Genomic DNA, 16,918 nt, shown 5'->3' with positions numbered 1-16,918 from the left:
CATTACGCTGGGTACTCTACTACCAGCCGACGAGGCGCGACACGGCCTTCGTCGTCAATTTCGCCCATACCGATAAATTTATCGTCTTCACCTTCCGTCACACGAACCAGTCCCTTCAACGGCGCGCCCGTGGTACGAACCGGGTTGCCATTTTTGAAGTATACCGAAGATGTTAACGGCAGATTAACAACAGGGTAGTCCGAAGCTGGACTGTCCATTGGCATCAATAATGGATCGAGCAACTGCGCCGCCGGAACGCCCTGCTGCTCCGCCTGTGCTACCAGCGTCTGCAAATGCTCCAGCGTCACCATACGATCCACCGGATACTTGCTGACCGTCAGACGACGCAGGTACGTTACGTGCGCGCCACAGCCCAGTTTTTCACCTAAATCATCAATAATGGTACGAATATAGGTGCCTTTGGAGCAGTGAACTTCCAGCTCCAGCTCGTTACCTTCATGGCGAATAAACAGCAGCTCATAGACGGTAATCGGGCGGGCTTCGCGCGGCACTTCGATACCCTGGCGGGCATATTCGTACAGCTTCTTGCCCTGATACTTCAGCGCCGAATACATCGAGGGAATCTGTTCGATATCCCCACGAAAGGTCTCCAGCGCGCTCGCAAGCTGCTCAGCGCTGAAAGTCACCGGACGCTCCTGCACGATTTGACCATCGGCGTCAGAAGTATCCGTGCGCTGCCCCAGACGGGCAATAACACGATAGCGTTTGTCAGAATCCAGCAGGTACTGCGAAAATTTGGTCGCTTCGCCGAGGCAAATCGGCAACATGCCGGTCGCCAGCGGGTCCAGCGCGCCGGTATGCCCGGCGCGGTTGGCATTGTAGATGCGCTTAACTTTCTGCAGCACGTCATTGCTGGACATACCCTGCGGCTTATCCAGCAGCAGAACGCCGTGAATGTCGCGGCCACGACGACGAGGACGACTCATCAGTCCTCCTTGCTGTCGTCCGGGTTCACACGACGTTCTTCGTCATGTTTCACCACGTTAGTCACCAGGTTGGACATACGCATCCCTTCCACCAGCGAGTTGTCGTAGAAGAAGGTCAGTTCCGGTACGATGCGCAGACGCATCGCTTTACCCAGCAAGCTGCGGATGAAACCAGACGCTTCCTGCAACGCTTTGATGCCCGCTTTTACTGCGTCTTCATCTTTGTCGTTCAAAAAAGTGACAAACACTTTGGCATAGGCCAGGTCACGGGACATTTCGACACCGGAAACGGTGGTCATCATACCCAGGCGCGGGTCTTTAATTTCGCGCTGCAGGATGATTGCGATCTCTTTTTGCATCTCTTGCGCTACGCGCTGAGGGCGACCAAATTCTTTCGCCATAATAAATTCTCCAGAATAAAGACAAAAAAGGGGCCATAAGCCCCTTTTTAAATTTCTTGCCGGGTGGCGCTTCGCTTACCCGGCCTACGCCTAATCATCTTCTAAGGATTTTGGATTGCAACAAGGCGGCAAGCTCGTAAATCCCCGGGAGCATAGATAACTATGTGACCGGGGTGAGCGAGCGCAGCCAACGCCGTTGCGGCCCAAAAGACGACGAAGATTAAGCGATGGTACGTTGGATCTCGATAATCTCGAATACTTCGATCATATCGCCAACGCGAACGTCGTTGTAGTTCTTCACGCCGATACCACATTCCATGCCGTTACGGACTTCGTTAACGTCATCTTTGAAGCGGCGCAGGGATTCCAGCTCGCCTTCATAGATAACCACGTTGTCGCGCAGTACGCGGATTGGGTTATGGCGTTTAATCGTACCTTCGGTAACCATACAGCCCGCGATCGCGCCGAATTTCGGCGATTTGAACACATCGCGCACTTCAGCCAGACCGATGATCTGCTGTTTCAGTTCCGGAGACAGCATACCGCTCATCGCCGCTTTCACTTCGTCGATCAGGTTATAGATGACGGAGTAGTAACGCAGATCCAGGCTTTCAGATTCGATCACTTTACGCGCAGAGGCATCGGCACGAACGTTGAAGCCCACCAGAATGGCGTTGGACGCCGCAGCCAGGGTCGCGTCGGTTTCGGTGATACCACCTACGCCAGAACCGATGATCTTCACTTTCACTTCGTCGGTAGACAGTTTCAGCAAGGAGTCGGAGATCGCTTCCACAGAACCCTGTACGTCGGCCTTCAGCACGATGTTCACTTCGTGAACTTCGCCTTCGGTCATGTTGGCGAACATGTTCTCGAGTTTAGATTTCTGCTGACGCGCCAGTTTAACTTCACGGAATTTACCCTGACGATACAGAGCGACTTCACGGGCTTTCTTCTCGTCACGCACCACGGTCACTTCGTCACCGGCAGCCGGAACGCCGGACAGGCCGAGGATTTCCACCGGAATGGACGGACCCGCTTCCAGCACTTCCTGACCCAGTTCGTTACGCATCGCACGCACGCGGCCGTATTCGAAGCCACACAGCACGATATCGCCCTTATGCAGCGTACCTTCGCGTACCAGAACGGTTGCAACCGGACCACGACCTTTATCCAGGAAGGATTCGATCACCGCGCCGCTCGCCATACCTTTGCGTACCGCTTTCAGTTCCAGAACTTCGGCCTGCAGCAGGATAGCATCAAGCAGTTCGTCAATACCGGTACCCGCTTTCGCAGACACGTGAACGAACTGGCTTTCACCGCCCCACTCTTCCGGCAGAATGCCGTACTGGGACAGTTCGTTCTTAACGCGATCCGGATCGGCTTCCGGCTTATCGATTTTGTTCACTGCAACCACGACCGGCACACCTGCCGCTTTCGCGTGCTGGATAGCTTCGATAGTCTGCGGCATCACGCCGTCGTCTGCCGCTACCACCAGAACCACGATATCCGTTGCCTGGGCGCCGCGAGCACGCATAGAAGTAAACGCGGCGTGACCCGGGGTATCCAGGAAGGTGATCATCCCGTTGTCAGTTTCAACGTGGTAAGCACCGATGTGCTGGGTAATGCCGCCCGCTTCGCCAGAGGCCACTTTCGTGGAACGAATGTAGTCCAGCAGAGAGGTTTTACCGTGGTCAACGTGGCCCATGATGGTCACAACCGGTGCGCGCGGTTCAGCAGCAGCGCCGGTATCACGGTCGCTCATTACCGCTTCTTCCAGTTCGTTTTCACGACGCAGGATAACTTTGTGGCCCATCTCTTCGGCAACCAGCTGTGCGGTTTCCTGGTCGATGACCTGGTTGATGGTGGCCATAGCACCCAGCTTCATCATCGCTTTGATGACCTGAGAGCCTTTAACCGCCATCTTGTTCGCCAGTTCGCCAACGGTGATGGTTTCACCGATCACCACGTCACGGTTAACGGCCTGAGCGGGCTTCTGGAAGCCTTGCTGTAAAGAAGACCCTTTACGCTTGCCGCCTTTACCGCCGCGAACCGCAGCACGCGCTTCTTCGCGATCGGCTTTGGATTCGGCATGTTTGCCTTTTTTCGCCGGACGCGCCGCTTTTGCATTACGGCCACGACCACGACCGCCTTCTACTTCACGATCGTTTTCGTCTTCGGCCTGGCGCGCGTGCTGAGAAGTGGTGACATGATAGTCACTGGTGTCTTCTACTGGCTCAGGCGTTGCGGTCCATTTGTTTTCTTCCGCCATGCGGCGAGCTTCTTCTGCTACACGACGCGCTTCTTCTTCGAGTTTGCGACGTGCTTCTTCTTCCGCTTTACGCTTCAGCTCTGCAGCTTCATTCTCACGGCGGGCTTTTTCGGCCTGGGCGGTTTTGGTCATATCGTCAGTCTGTTGATTGCTCACTTTGTCTTTTTCCGCAGCTTCACGTTTCGCTTTTTCAGCGGCTTCACGCTTAGCTTGTTCTGCGGCCTCGCGTTCAGCTTTTTGTTGCGCCTCGCGTTTGGCCTGTTCTTCTGCCTCACGACGGGCTTGCTCTTCCGCTTCACGCTGCGCCTGCTCTTCCGCGGCCAGGCGTTCAGCCTCTTGCGGATCGCGTTTCACAAAGGTGCGCTTCTTGCGGACTTCGATTTGTACCGATTTACTTTTTCCACCGGTACCTGGAATATTCAGGGTGCTGCGCGTTTTACGCTGCAGCGTCAGTTTATCGGGACCAGAAACCGCTTCGCGGTTCAGGTGCGCCAGTAAAGTCTGTTTTTCTTGTGCGGACACAGAGTCGTCAGCAGATTTCCGGATACCTGCATCAGCAAACTGCTGTACCAGGCGATCCACGGAAACCTGTCTCTCTGCGGCCAGCGCTTTTAGGGTTACATCTGTCATGCTGTTCCTTCCTGCTACAGTTTATTACGCTTCGTCGCCGAACCAGCAAATATTACGGGCAGCCATAATCAGCTCACCGGCTTTTTCGTCGGTCAACCCTTCGATATCAGCCAGATCATCAATGCCCTGGTCGGCGAGATCTTCCAGCGTACAAACACCACGAGCCGCCAGTTTGAAAGCCATATCGCGATCTAATCCTTCCAGATTCAGCAGATCGTCAGCCGGTTTGTTATCACCGAGGCTTGCTTCCTGGTCCTGCGCCAGAGTGGCCAGTGCGTTTTTAGCACGCTCGCGCAGTGCTTCAACGGTCGGCTCATCAAGGCCGTCAATTTCCAGCAGTTCTTTCATTGGCACATAGGCCAGTTCTTCGAGCGTGGAGAAACCTTCTTCTACCAGAACGGTCGCGAACTCTTCATCAATATCAAGATATTTAGTAAAGATCTCGATAGCGGCATGTGCTTCAGCCTGATGTTTAGCCTGCAAGTCATCAACGGTCATTACGTTGAGTTCCCAGCCGCTCAATTGCGAAGCCAGGCGGACGTTCTGACCATTACGTCCGATCGCCTGCGCCAGATTACCGGCTTCAACGGCGATATCCATGGTATGTTTATCTTCGTCCACCACGATAGACGCGACGTCTGCCGGCGCCATCGCATTAATGACGAACTGCGCCGGGTTATCATCCCACAGCACGATATCGATACGCTCACCGCCCAGTTCGGTAGAGACCGCCTGAACGCGCGCGCCGCGCATCCCCACGCAAGCGCCGACCGGATCGATACGTTTATCGTTGGTTTTCACTGCGATTTTCGCACGAGAACCCGGATCGCGAGCCGCCGCTTTAATTTCAATCACTTCTTCGCCGATTTCCGGCACTTCGATGCGGAACAGTTCGATCAGCATTTCCGGCTTGGAACGGGTGACAAACAGCTGCGCGCCACGCGCTTCCGGTCGAACAGCATACAGCACGCCGCGGATACGGTCGCCCGGACGGAAGTTTTCACGCGGCAGCATATCTTCACGCAGAATCACCGCTTCAGCGTTACCGGCCATCCCTTCGGATTTAATTTCCAGAGAGATATTGTCGCGGTTCACTTTCTTCACCACGCCAGTGACGATTTCGCCTTCCTGGTCGCGGAACTGATCGACAACCATCGCCCGTTCAGCTTCACGGACCTTCTGTACGATAACCTGTTTCGCAGTCTGCGTGGTGATACGGTCAAAGGTGACAGATTCAATCTGATCTTCAACATAGTCGCCGACATTCAGGCTTTCGTCTTCAAAACGCGCCGCTTCCAGCGTAATTTCCTTCGTCGGCATGGTCACTTCTTCAACGATCAACCAACGGCGGAAAGTATCAAAATCACCGCTTTTACGATCGATTTCTACACGAACATCGATCTCCTGCTCATATTTTTTCTTTGTTGCTGTCGCCAGCGCACTTTCCAGCGCTTCAAAAATTTTCTCGCGTGGCAGCGCTTTTTCGTTGGAGACGGCTTCAACAACAGCCAAAATTTCTTTGTTCATCGCGGGCTTTTCACCTCATCCAGACTGTTAAAAGTGGGGAACCAGGTTCGCCTTCTGGATATTACTCAGCGCGAACACTTCATCTTTGCCTTCGACTGTGACGGTAATCATTTCACCGTCCACCGCTTTGATAATGCCCTGCCACTTGCGACGGTTCTGTACCGCCATGCGAAGAACCAGCGCAACTTCTTCACCCTGGAAACGCGCATAATGATCGGCAGTGAACATAGGACGGTCGAGACCCGGTGACGAGACTTCAAGGTTGTAAGCCACGGAGATAGGATCTTCAACGTCCAGCACCGCGCTTACCTGGTGGCTCACATCAGCACAATCATCAACATTGATGCCATCTTCACTATCAATATAGATGCGCAGTGTGGATGTGCGACCGCGAATAAATTCGATGCCGACCAGCTCGTAGCCTAAGGCTTCAACTGGCGCTGTAATCATCTCTGTTAATTTTTGCTCTAATGTGGACAAGCCCACCCCCAAGACATAAAAAAAGGGCCTAAAGCCCAGTTATTCTGTAGTCAGATAACAAAAAACCCCGATAAATCGGGGCTTTAGATAACTGAACCCTATAACCGCAACGGCGGTCTGGTGTACCTTCCGAAAGAATTTTTTTCAAATCCAGCTACGAAGGACATAATCTTCACAGTATATTTGAAAAAGAACTCTAAGGGAAAGTGGTTGCGGGGGCCGGATTTGAACCGACGACCTTCGGGTTATGAGCCCGACGAGCTACCAGGCTGCTCCACCCCGCGCCTGAAACGTGGCAAATTCTACTCGTTTTGGGCAAAATTTGCAAATACTGCTGGGATTTGGTACCGAGGACGGGACGTAAAATCTGCGCACAGTATAGTGACCAGGCATGAGTTATGTCAACCCTATTCCCAATATGCAGATGAATGAATATCACTCTTCGTTATACTCATCCCACCTCTCCGGCTTATACATGCATTTCACAACGTTATTTCAGTAAACCTTCACTAAACGCTTCCTGTCTCTGCTAAAAGATGATTAAATGAAAACTCATTTATTTTGCATAAAAATGCACTAAAGCAGAAACCGATCTCATTATCAGTCAATCAAGCAGGGTTCTATTCTATGACGACGATTCTTAAGCATCTTCCAGCAGGTCAACGTATTGGTATCGCTTTTTCCGGCGGTCTGGACACCAGCGCCGCGCTGCTGTGGATGCGACAAAAAGGAGCTGTCCCATATGCCTATACTGCGAATCTGGGACAACCGGATGAGGATGACTATGACGCCATTCCTCGTCGCGCAATGGAGTATGGCGCAGAGAATGCTCGCCTGATTGATTGCCGCAAGCAGTTGGTTGCAGAAGGGATCGCAGCGATTCAGTGCGGCGCTTTCCATAATACGACTGGCGGACTGACCTATTTCAATACCACGCCGCTGGGCCGTGCCGTAACCGGCACGATGCTGGTCGCCGCGATGAAAGAAGACGGCGTGAATATCTGGGGCGACGGCAGTACCTATAAAGGCAACGATATTGAACGTTTCTATCGTTACGGCCTGCTGACGAATGCTGAATTACAGATTTACAAACCGTGGCTGGATACCGACTTTATCGATGAGCTGGGTGGTCGCCATGAGATGTCTGAATTTATGATTGCCTGCGGTTTCGACTATAAGATGTCAGTCGAAAAAGCCTACTCCACCGACTCCAACATGCTCGGCGCCACGCATGAAGCGAAAGATCTGGAGTTTCTTAACTCCAGCGTCAAGATCGTCAACCCGATTATGGGCGTGAAGTTCTGGGACGAGAGCGTGAAGATCCCGGCAGAAGTTGTGACCGTCCGCTTCGAGCAGGGTCACCCTGTTGCCCTGAACGGTAAAACCTTCAGCGATGATGTTGAGATGATGCTGGAAGCGAACCGCATCGGCGGCCGTCACGGCCTGGGTATGAGCGACCAAATTGAAAACCGCATCATTGAAGCAAAAAGCCGCGGTATTTATGAAGCCCCCGGAATGGCACTGCTGCACATCGCTTACGAGCGTCTGTTGACCGGTATTCACAACGAAGACACCATTGAGCAATATCACTCTCATGGTCGTCAGTTGGGCAAACTGCTGTATCAGGGCCGCTGGTTCGACTCGCAGGCGCTGATGCTGCGTGACGGCCTGCAACGTTGGGTCGCCAGCCAGATTACCGGTGAAGTGACGTTGGAGCTGCGTCGCGGCAACGACTACTCCATCCTGAACACCGTGTCAGACAACCTGACCTATAAGGCTGAGCGTCTGACCATGGAGAAAGGCGAGTCCGTATTCTCACCGGACGATCGTATTGGCCAGTTGACCATGCGTAATCTGGACATTACCGATACCCGCGAGAAACTGTTCGGCTACGCGAAAGCGGGTCTGTTAACCGCCTCTTCCGCGACCGGTCTGCCGCAGGTTGAGAATCTGGAAAACAAAGCGAAGTAAACATTTATCATTTTAAGGCCGCGAAAGCGGCCTTTTTTATGCGCGGAATATAAGGTGTCTGTAGGCCTGATAAACGTAGCGCCATCATGGGTTGTAATAATGTCGGATGACGGCGTAAACGCCTTATCCGACCTACAGACAACCACAAATAACAGACGAAAAAAAAGACGCTTTTCAGCGTCTCTTTTCTGGAATATTGGTACCGAGGACGGGACTTGAACCCGTAAGCCCTATTGGGCACTACCACCTCAAGGTAGCGTGTCTACCAATTCCACCACCTCGGCACGGATACTGCTATTAGCGCGGGATATCGCTGGTCGGCTGGGCCGGTGCAGCAGGTTGAGTCTGCTCGGTCTTCGCCGGCGCGCTCAGATTTTCCCACTCGCTTCCTTTATTGGTTTTGTTGCTATTGATATTACCCAACACCAGACTGATGATGAAGAACAGCGTCGCCAATACCGCCGTCATTCGGGTCATGAAGTTACCAGAACCACTTGAACCAAATAGCGTAGCGGAAGCGCCTGCTCCGAAGGAGGCTCCCATATCAGCGCCTTTACCTTGCTGCAGCATGATCAGACCTACAAGGCCAATTGCCACAATAAGGAAAACAACTAAAAGAGCTTCGTACATAATCAACCTGTTCCTTGCGGAGTTGCCGCGTACCAATGCTTCTACCAATAAAGCGGGATTTTTACTGTTTCCCACTGAAGCGGGTGTGAATACTAACCAAAGCGAATGACCTTCGCAAGGGCAATTTAAGCGCATTGTATCAACTGCGGAAAAAAACAGCAAAAGCGTTGTTTTTTGCGGGCCGTAAGGCGGCAACCGCCGCCTTTTTAGTCACTTAAACGCTTAAACGGCTTTTACCGCATCCGCGATACGATGGGCGAATGCCGTAACCTGCGCTTCATCCTCGCCTTCAACCATCACGCGAATCAGCGGTTCGGTACCGGATTTACGTAGCAGTACCCGCCCACGATTGCCGAGCGTGGCTTCTACGTCCGCCGTTACCGCTTTCACCGCTTCATTTTCCAGCGGATCGCCGCTACCGGCGGTGTAACGCACGTTAACCAGAATCTGCGGGAACATTTTCATACCGCTGCACAGATCGTGCAGACTCATATGATTACGCACCATCGCCGCCAGAACTTGTAGCCCCGCTACAATACCGTCGCCAGTGGTCGTTTTATCCAACAGAATAACGTGACCAGAGTTTTCCGCGCCGATGCGCCAGCCTTTTTCCTGCAATTTTTCCAGCACGTAGCGGTCGCCCACTTTCGCCCGGGCAAACGGAATGCCAAGCTGCTTGAGCGCCAGCTCCAGCCCCATATTGCTCATCAGCGTCCCCACCGCGCCGCCGCGCAGTTGCCCCTGGCGCAGCCCTTCGCGCGCGATGATATACATGATCTGATCGCCATCGACTTTATTGCCTTCATGGTCAACCATGATGACCCGGTCGCCGTCGCCGTCAAGCGCGATGCCGAGGTCCGCCTTCTCCGCCAACACGCGCGCCTGCAACGCGCGCACGTCGGTCGCGCCCACTTCTTCGTTAATGTTGACGCCGTTTGGCTCACAGCCGATGGCGATAACGGTCGCGCCCAGCTCGCGCAGCACATTCGGCGCGATATGGTAGGTAGCGCCGTTGGCGCAATCCACAACCACTTTCAGGCCATTGAGGCTCAGTTCGTTCGGGAAGGTGCCTTTACAGAACTCAATATAGCGTCCGGCGGCATCGACGATGCGGCTCGCTTTCCCCAGCTCGGCGGAGTCTACGCAGGTGATCTCTTTTTCCATTTCGGCTTCGATGGCTTCTTCCACATCGTCAGGCAGTTTCGTACCGTCGATAGAGAAGAATTTAATGCCGTTATCATAGAACGGGTTATGCGAAGCCGAGATAACGATACCCGCCTCCGCGCGGAAAGTCCGCGTCAGATAGGCGACGGCTGGCGTTGGCATAGGTCCGGTAAACGAGGCCGACAGTCCCGCAGCGGCAAGGCCCGCCTCCAGCGCGGACTCCAGCATATAGCCGGAAATACGCGTATCTTTACCGATAATGATTTTACGCGAGCCATGACGCGCCAGCACTTTTCCGGCAGCCCAACCCAGTTTAAGCACGAAATCAGGTGTAATGGGGGCATTGCCTACACGTCCGCGAATCCCATCGGTACCGAAATATTTACGATTACTCATAGCGTTTGTTTCCCTTTGCAGACAGAGTGGCTTCCACCACCCGCATTGCCTCTACGGTTTCTTTGACGTCATGGACGCGAATGATCTGCGCGCCCTGCATCGCGGCAATTACCGCGCACGCAAGGCTGCCGTTCAGACGGTCTGATGGTCCCACGTTAAGTAACTGACCAACCATCGTTTTACGTGACATGCCCACCAACAGCGGCAGGTTAAAATGATGAAACTCACCCAGTCGCGCCAGTAAGGTATAATTGTGAGAGAGATTTTTACCGAAACCGAATCCTGGGTCGAGCAACAATTTCTCTTTTGCGATGCCGGCCTTCTCACAACGTGCTATTTGCTCAATAAAGTAGCGATTCACCTCGGCAAAGACATCGTCATATTTCGGCGCCTCCTGCATGGTTTTGGGGTTGCCCTGCATGTGCATAAGACTGACCGGCAAGCCGGTTTCCGCTGCCGCTTCCAACGCGCCGGGTTCGGAGAGTGAACGGACATCATTGATAATATGCGCGCCCGCCCTTGCCGCTTCACGGATCACCTCGGGTTTAGAGGTATCCACAGAAATCCACACTTCAAAACGTTGCGCGATTGCTTCCAGTACCGGAATAACGCGATCCAGCTCTTCTTCCACGCTCACTTCTGCCGCGCCTGGTCGCGTTGATTCCCCCCCCACATCAATAATTGTCGCCCCGGCATTCACCATTAAATTCGCATGTTTCACCGCCTCAATCAGCGTGTTATGCGCGCCGCCGTCGGAGAACGAATCCGGCGTTACGTTCAGGATACCCATAACATGCGGATGAGTGAGATCGAGCGTGGCGCCCTGAGCGAAGAGTTTCATGGTCAAAATCCCTGTTTTATTTGTGGTGAGTTAAAAAAAGAAAAACCCCGGGGCAAGCCCCAGGGTTTCGGTGAGCGCTAAACATAATGTTGCACAACAAACGTTTATTTGTCGCCCAGCTGCTCTGACATCGTGTTGCCCGGGTTCGGCGTGCGTGGTTCATCAACCGGACGCGGCGCCTGAGGCGTACCATTGCTGTCAGAGTTATTGGTGCCGTTTGGATCTTCCCAGCCCGCAGGCGGACGCACTTCACGACGCGCCATCAGGTCATCAATCTGCGGCGCATCGATGGTTTCATATTTCATCAACGCATCTTTCATCGCGTGCAGAATATCCATATTGTCAGTCAGGATCTGACGAGCGCGATTGTAGTTACGTTCAATCAGCGCTTTCACTTCCTGGTCGATGATACGCGCAGTTTCATCAGACATATGTTTCGCTTTTGCGACGCTACGGCCGAGGAACACTTCGCCCTCTTCTTCCGCATACAGCAGCGGACCAAGTTTGTCGGAGAAGCCCCACTGAGTCACCATGTTACGCGCCAGGTTAGTCGCGACTTTAATATCGTTCGACGCCCCGGTAGAAACATGTTCGGCACCGTAGATGATCTCTTCCGCCAGACGACCGCCGTACAGGGTGGAGATCTGGCTTTCCAGTTTCTGACGGCTGGCGCTGATCGCGTCGCCTTCAGGCAGGAAGAAGGTCACGCCCAGCGCACGACCGCGCGGGATAATCGTCACTTTGTGCACCGGATCGTGTTCCGGCACCAGGCGACCGATAATCGCGTGGCCCGCTTCGTGGTACGCGGTCGACTCTTTCTGCGCTTCCGTCATCACCATGGAGCGACGTTCGGCGCCCATCATGATTTTGTCTTTCGCTTTCTCGAACTCAACCATCGACACAACGCGTTTGTTGCCGCGTGCGGCAAACAGCGCCGCTTCGTTGACCAGGTTCGCGAGGTCAGCACCGGAGAAGCCCGGCGTACCGCGCGCAATGATCGCCGCATCAATATCCGTCGCTAACGGTACGCGACGCATATGCACCTTCAGAATCTGCTCACGACCGCGCACATCCGGCAGGCCTACCACCACCTGACGGTCAAAACGGCCTGGACGCAGCAGCGCCGGGTCCAGAACGTCCGGACGGTTAGTTGCGGCGATAACGATGATACCTTCGTTACCTTCGAAGCCGTCCATCTCAACCAGCATCTGGTTCAACGTCTGCTCACGTTCATCGTGACCGCCGCCCAGACCTGCGCCACGCTGGCGACCTACGGCGTCGATTTCATCGATGAAGATAATGCACGGCGCCGCTTTCTTGGCCTGTTCGAACATGTCACGCACACGAGACGCGCCGACACCGACGAACATTTCCACAAAGTCAGAACCGGAAATCGTAAAGAATGGCACCTTCGCTTCACCCGCAATGGCTTTTGCCAGCAGGGTTTTACCGGTACCCGGCGGGCCGACCATCAGGACACCTTTCGGAATTTTACCGCCCAGCTTCTGGAAACGGCTCGGTTCACGCAGGTATTCGACCAGTTCCGCCACTTCTTCTTTCGCTTCGTCACAACCCGCAACGTCAGCAAACGTGGTTTTGATCTGATCTTCCGTCAGCATACGCGCCTTGCTCTTACCGAACGACATGGCGCCTTTGCCACCGCCGCCCTGCATCTGACGCATGAAGAAGATCCAGACGCCGATCAGCAACAGCATCGGGAACCAGGAAATGAAGATAGAAGCCAGCAGGCTTGGCTCTTCAGGTGGTTCGCCAACAACCTTGACGTTTTTAGTCAGCAGGTTATCAAGCAGCTTCGGATCATTAATCGGAATGTAAGTCGTGTAACGGTTACTATCTTTCTTGGTAACGTTGATCTCACGTCCGTTGATACGCGCTTCGCGAACCTGGTCCTGATTGACCTCTTGCAGGAAGGTAGAGTAATCCACCTTACGGCCATTAGACTCGCTGGGCCCAAAGCTCTGGAATACTGACATCAGCACAACGGCAATGACCAGCCAGAGTATTAGGTTTTTCGCCATGTCACTCAAGGGATTAACCTCTTATTACAACTGTGTTAAAAACAGCGTCAGGATACTCTATATCCAGTTTCTTTCAAACCTTACGTCTGAAATCTGCCGGTTATCACTTTCGCCCGGTCGCTACAATGTACACTTCACGCGAACGCGCACGCGAAGAGTCCGGCTTACGAACTTTAACCTTCGTAAACAGGGAGCGAATTTCCCTTAGATACTCATCGAAACCTTCGCCCTGGAACACCTTCACTACAAAACTTCCGCCTGGCGCCAGCACATCGCGGCACATCTCTAACGCCAGCTCCACCAGATACATGGCGCGGGGGATATCCACCGCCGGTGTTCCGCTCATGTTTGGTGCCATATCCGACATGACAACTTGTACTTTACTGTCACCCACGCGTTCCAGTAACGCTTTCATGACAAGTTCATCACGAAAATCGCCCTGAAGAAAGTCCACACCAACGATAGGATCCATAGGTAAAAGATCACAAGCGATGATGCGGCCTTTGCCGCCAATCTGCGTGACCACATACTGTGACCAGCCTCCTGGCGCAGCGCCGAGATCGACTACCGTCATTCCCGGCTTAAAAAGTTTGTCACTTTGCTGTATTTCATCAAGTTTAAACCAGGCACGGGAGCGTAGCCCCTTTTTCTGCGCCTGTTGAACATATTTATCGCTAAAGTGTTCCTGAAGCCAGCGGCTTGAGCTGGCAGAACGCTTTTTACCTGTCATTTAACTTTCCCGTCGGGGCAGTTCATCGTAGCCAATGGCGTAAATTTCTACACGCCTATTTGGCGATATAAGGGAGATGGCGGTAGAATGACCCGTTTTCAATCCCAACGTAAGCAAAAATATACGATGAATCTGAGTACTAAACAAAAACAGCACCTAAAAGGTCTGGCACATCCGCTCAAGCCTGTTGTTATGCTTGGCAATAATGGTTTGACCGAAGGGGTACTGGCCGAGATTGAACAAGCGTTAGAGCACCATGAACTTATCAAGGTGAAAATCGCCTCGGAAGATCGCGAAACAAAAACCTTGATCGTGGACGCTATCGTGCGCGAAACCGGCGCCTGTAACGTACAGGTCATCGGTAAAACGCTGGTGCTGTATCGCCCAACTAAAGAGCGTAAAATCTCGCTGCCGCGTTAAGGATATCCTAAAGTCGAACACAAAATCTGTGTAAAACGAGGGGTTTTCCACGAGCAGGAGAGCAAAATGCCACGCTCTCTCCGTTGATAAAAGGCCGCTATGCGGCCTTTTTCCTTTCTTTACAATACACCAACAATTTGCGTATTGAGTACTGCTTAAAGGTATTCCACTTTAAGCACTTCGTATTCCACATCGCCGCCAGGCGTTTTGATCACCACGACGTCATCCTGCTCTTTGCCGATCAGACCGCGAGCGATTGGCGAGTTTACCGAAATGAGATTTTGCTTAAAATCCGCCTCATCATCGCCAACAATGCGGTAGGTCTGCTCTTCGTCGGTGTCCAGGTTCAGCACCGTGACGGTAGCACCGAAAATCACGCGACCATTGTTCGGCATTTTAGTGACATCAATCACCTGCGCATTCGACAGTTTTGCTTCGATATCTTTAATGCGCCCTTCGCAGAAACCCTGCTGTTCGCGTGCAGCATGATACTCCGCGTTTTCTTTTAAATCGCCATGTTCGCGCGCTTCGGCGATAGCGGCGATGATTTCAGGACGGCGCACAGATTTCAGAAAATCCAGCTCTTCGCGCAGTTTTTCGGCTCCGCGTAAGGTCATCGGAATAGCTTGCATTTGTTATACCTCTTGAACATTCCTGTAGGGGGCAATGAACTCTACCCCGGCTGCTAAGCCAGCCCCGGCATATGCCATACCAGGGTCAGAAGCAAAAAAACACCAACCCGGGCGCGCAGTCCCAGGTCAGCTACAATTTCCTCTTTGATAACCATTTTACCCTGGAGTTCCCTATGGGTCATCGTTTACTTTTTAGGGCGTTGCGCCGTAGTATGACGGCTTGTTTCCAGGGTGTTAGCGCGAGATTATGCGATTTTCCAGATTTATCATCGGATTGACCACCAGTATAGCGTTCAGCGTTCAGGCCGCGAATATTGACGAATACATCAAACAGCTTCCGGCCGGCGCCAACCTCGCGCTGATGGTGCAAAAGATTGGCGCGCCCGCGCCGGCTATTGATTATCATAGTCAGCAGATGGCGCTTCCCGCCAGTACCCAAAAGGTGATTACCGCGCTGGCGGCGCTGATTCAACTCGGCCCGGATTTCCGTTTTACGACCACGCTGGAGACTAAAGGCAACGTCGATAACGGCATCCTGAAAGGTGACTTAATTGCGCGCTTCGGTGGCGATCCAACGCTAAGACGTCAGGATATTCGCAATATGGTCGCGACGCTGAAAAAGTCCGGCGTCACGCAAATCGACGGTAATGTGCTTATCGACACGTCGATTTTCGCCAGCCACGATAAAGCGCCAGGCTGGCCGTGGAACGACCTGACGCAGTGTTTCAGCGCGCCTCCCGCCGCCGCCATTGTTGACCGCAACTGTTTTTCTGTGTCGCTTTATAGCGCGCAAAAACCAAACGATTTAGCCTTTATTCGCGTGGCCTCTTATTATCCGGTAACGATGTTCAGCCAGGTACGGACTCTGCCGCGCGGTTCGGCAGACGCGCAGTATTGCGAGCTGGATGTTGTGCCTGGCGATTTGAACCGTTATACGCTTACCGGCTGTTTACCACAGCGCGCCGACCCGCTGCCGCTGGCCTTTGCTATTCAGGACGGCGCCAGCTACGCGGGCGCGATCCTCAAGCAGGAACTGAAAGAGGCCGGGATAACTTACCGCGGCACGCTACTGCGCCAGACGCAGGTTAACGAGCCCGGAACGATCGTCGCCAGTAAACAGTCGGCGCCACTGCACGATCTGCTTAAGATTATGCTGAAAAAGTCAGACAACATGATCGCCGATACTGTTTTTCGGATGATTGGTCATGTCAGGTTTAACGTGCCTGGCACCTGGCGGGCGGGATCGGACGCCGTTCGCCAGATCCTGCGCCAACAGGCGGGAATTGATATCGCCAATACCATTATTGCCGACGGTTCCGGTCTTTCTCGCCATAATCTGATCGCTCCCGCCACGATGATGCAGGTGCTGCAATATATCGCCCAACACGATAACGAGCTGAACTTTATCTCTATGCTGCCGCTGGCGGGCTATGATGGTTCATTACAATACCGCGCCGGGCTGCATCAGGCGGGCGTAGACGGTAAGGTTTCAGCGAAAACCGGGTCACTGCAGGGCGTGTATAATCTGGCGGGCTTTATTACCACCGCAAGCGGGCAACGGATGGCATTTGTACAGTATTTGTCCGGCTACGCGGTTCCACCTGCCGATCAGCGTAATCGACGTATTCCGCTGGTACGCTTCGAGAGTCGATTGTACAAGGATATTTATCAGAATAACTGAGTGCATTATTGCCGGATGGCGGCGCTAACGCGTCTTATCCGGCCTTGTATCCTGAACAGATAGCTGATTAGCTGTCAGCTATCTGAAACGGGAGAAGCTTGTATCCGGCCTGAAGACTCTGAGCTTCCGATGTAGCTTAAGCCTCCCGTTTCACCTTTCA

Annotated in this window: 14 protein-coding genes and 2 tRNA genes; 3 read left to right on the top strand and 13 right to left on the bottom strand. The window is 53.3% G+C overall.

The genetic code is table 11. The features are described from left to right. Positions 1-2: 2 nt before the first annotated feature. From truB to J4613_RS12290, 6 genes are all read right to left on the bottom strand, one after another. Entirely contained in the window at positions 3-947 is a 945-nt protein-coding gene (truB, locus tag J4613_RS12315) for a tRNA pseudouridine(55) synthase TruB (protein ID WP_000089674.1), read from the bottom strand. Beyond that, positions 947-1,348, bottom strand: a complete 402-nt coding sequence (gene rbfA, locus J4613_RS12310; protein ID WP_001040199.1) for a 30S ribosome-binding factor RbfA — start codon at positions 1,346-1,348, stop codon at positions 947-949. The genes truB and rbfA overlap by 1 nt, the downstream gene beginning before the upstream one ends. Before the next feature lie 220 nt (positions 1,349-1,568). Further along, positions 1,569-4,247: a translation initiation factor IF-2 gene (gene infB, locus J4613_RS12305; protein ID WP_000133064.1), complete on the bottom strand. Its 2,679-nt coding sequence runs from the start codon at positions 4,245-4,247 to the stop codon at positions 1,569-1,571. A gap of 24 nt (positions 4,248-4,271) precedes the next feature. Then, positions 4,272-5,774 (bottom strand): transcription termination factor NusA, encoded by a 1,503-nt coding sequence (gene nusA / locus J4613_RS12300; RefSeq protein WP_001031038.1) that lies wholly within the window; start codon positions 5,772-5,774, stop codon positions 4,272-4,274. 27 nt (positions 5,775-5,801) lie between these two features. Beyond that, positions 5,802-6,254 carry a ribosome maturation factor RimP gene (rimP, locus tag J4613_RS12295; RefSeq protein ID WP_000105461.1) on the bottom strand — a complete coding sequence of 151 codons (453 nt, stop codon included), beginning with the start codon at positions 6,252-6,254 and terminating at the stop codon, positions 5,802-5,804. Positions 6,255-6,461: 207 nt separating this feature from the next. Next, a tRNA-Met gene (locus tag J4613_RS12290) sits at positions 6,462-6,538 on the bottom strand. 343 nt (positions 6,539-6,881) lie between these two features. Here J4613_RS12290 and argG point away from each other — a divergent pair. Then, positions 6,882-8,225 (top strand): argininosuccinate synthase, encoded by a 1,344-nt coding sequence (gene argG / locus J4613_RS12285; RefSeq protein ID WP_000207653.1) that lies wholly within the window; start codon positions 6,882-6,884, stop codon positions 8,223-8,225. A 197-nt stretch (positions 8,226-8,422) separates the two neighbouring features. Here argG and J4613_RS12280 read toward each other — a convergent pair. The 6 genes from J4613_RS12280 to rlmE all read right to left on the bottom strand — a co-directional run bounded on the left by J4613_RS12280 (position 8,423) and on the right by rlmE (position 14,025). Beyond that, positions 8,423-8,509 (bottom strand) — tRNA-Leu (locus tag J4613_RS12280). A gap of 13 nt (positions 8,510-8,522) precedes the next feature. Further along, positions 8,523-8,855 carry a preprotein translocase subunit SecG gene (gene secG / locus J4613_RS12275; protein ID WP_000272680.1) on the bottom strand — a complete coding sequence of 111 codons (333 nt, stop codon included), beginning with the start codon at positions 8,853-8,855 and terminating at the stop codon, positions 8,523-8,525. A 222-nt stretch (positions 8,856-9,077) separates the two neighbouring features. Next, a complete protein-coding gene (glmM, locus tag J4613_RS12270; RefSeq protein WP_000071169.1) occupies positions 9,078-10,415 on the bottom strand; it encodes a phosphoglucosamine mutase in 1,338 nt (445 codons plus the stop codon). Further along, the gene (gene folP, locus J4613_RS12265) at positions 10,408-11,256 is read right to left on the bottom strand and encodes a dihydropteroate synthase (RefSeq protein ID WP_000764711.1); all 849 of its coding nucleotides are present in this window, start codon (positions 11,254-11,256) and stop codon (positions 10,408-10,410) included. Before folP ends, glmM begins: the two co-directional genes overlap by 8 nt. Before the next feature lie 104 nt (positions 11,257-11,360). Beyond that, positions 11,361-13,295 carry an ATP-dependent zinc metalloprotease FtsH gene (gene ftsH / locus J4613_RS12260; RefSeq protein ID WP_001107480.1) on the bottom strand — a complete coding sequence of 645 codons (1,935 nt, stop codon included), beginning with the start codon at positions 13,293-13,295 and terminating at the stop codon, positions 11,361-11,363. Positions 13,296-13,398: 103 nt separating this feature from the next. Continuing rightward, on the bottom strand, positions 13,399-14,025 hold the full coding sequence (gene rlmE, locus J4613_RS12255) for a 23S rRNA (uridine(2552)-2'-O)-methyltransferase RlmE (protein ID WP_000145974.1): 627 nt from the start codon (positions 14,023-14,025) through the stop codon (positions 13,399-13,401). 126 nt (positions 14,026-14,151) lie between these two features. On the opposite strand from rlmE, the gene yhbY reads away from it, so the two are divergent. After that, positions 14,152-14,445: a ribosome assembly RNA-binding protein YhbY gene (gene yhbY, locus J4613_RS12250; RefSeq protein WP_001592995.1), complete on the top strand. Its 294-nt coding sequence runs from the start codon at positions 14,152-14,154 to the stop codon at positions 14,443-14,445. A 155-nt stretch (positions 14,446-14,600) separates the two neighbouring features. On the opposite strand, the gene greA is transcribed toward yhbY, so the two are convergent. Further along, on the bottom strand, positions 14,601-15,077 hold the full coding sequence (greA, locus tag J4613_RS12245) for a transcription elongation factor GreA (RefSeq protein ID WP_001148008.1): 477 nt from the start codon (positions 15,075-15,077) through the stop codon (positions 14,601-14,603). A 247-nt stretch (positions 15,078-15,324) separates the two neighbouring features. On the opposite strand from greA, the gene dacB reads away from it, so the two are divergent. Beyond that, complete coding sequence (gene dacB / locus J4613_RS12240; protein WP_082318833.1) at positions 15,325-16,758, top strand: serine-type D-Ala-D-Ala carboxypeptidase; 1,434 nt, start codon at positions 15,325-15,327, stop codon at positions 16,756-16,758. The last annotated feature ends 160 nt before the right edge of the window (positions 16,759-16,918 follow it).

The organism is Salmonella sp. 32020114201800008SM (genome assembly GCF_017572025.1).
In the GTDB taxonomy this organism is placed as follows: domain Bacteria; phylum Pseudomonadota; class Gammaproteobacteria; order Enterobacterales; family Enterobacteriaceae; genus Salmonella; species Salmonella enterica.
Note: the sequence above shows the minus strand (reverse complement) of the source record. Positions and strands in the feature narration are given on the sequence as shown.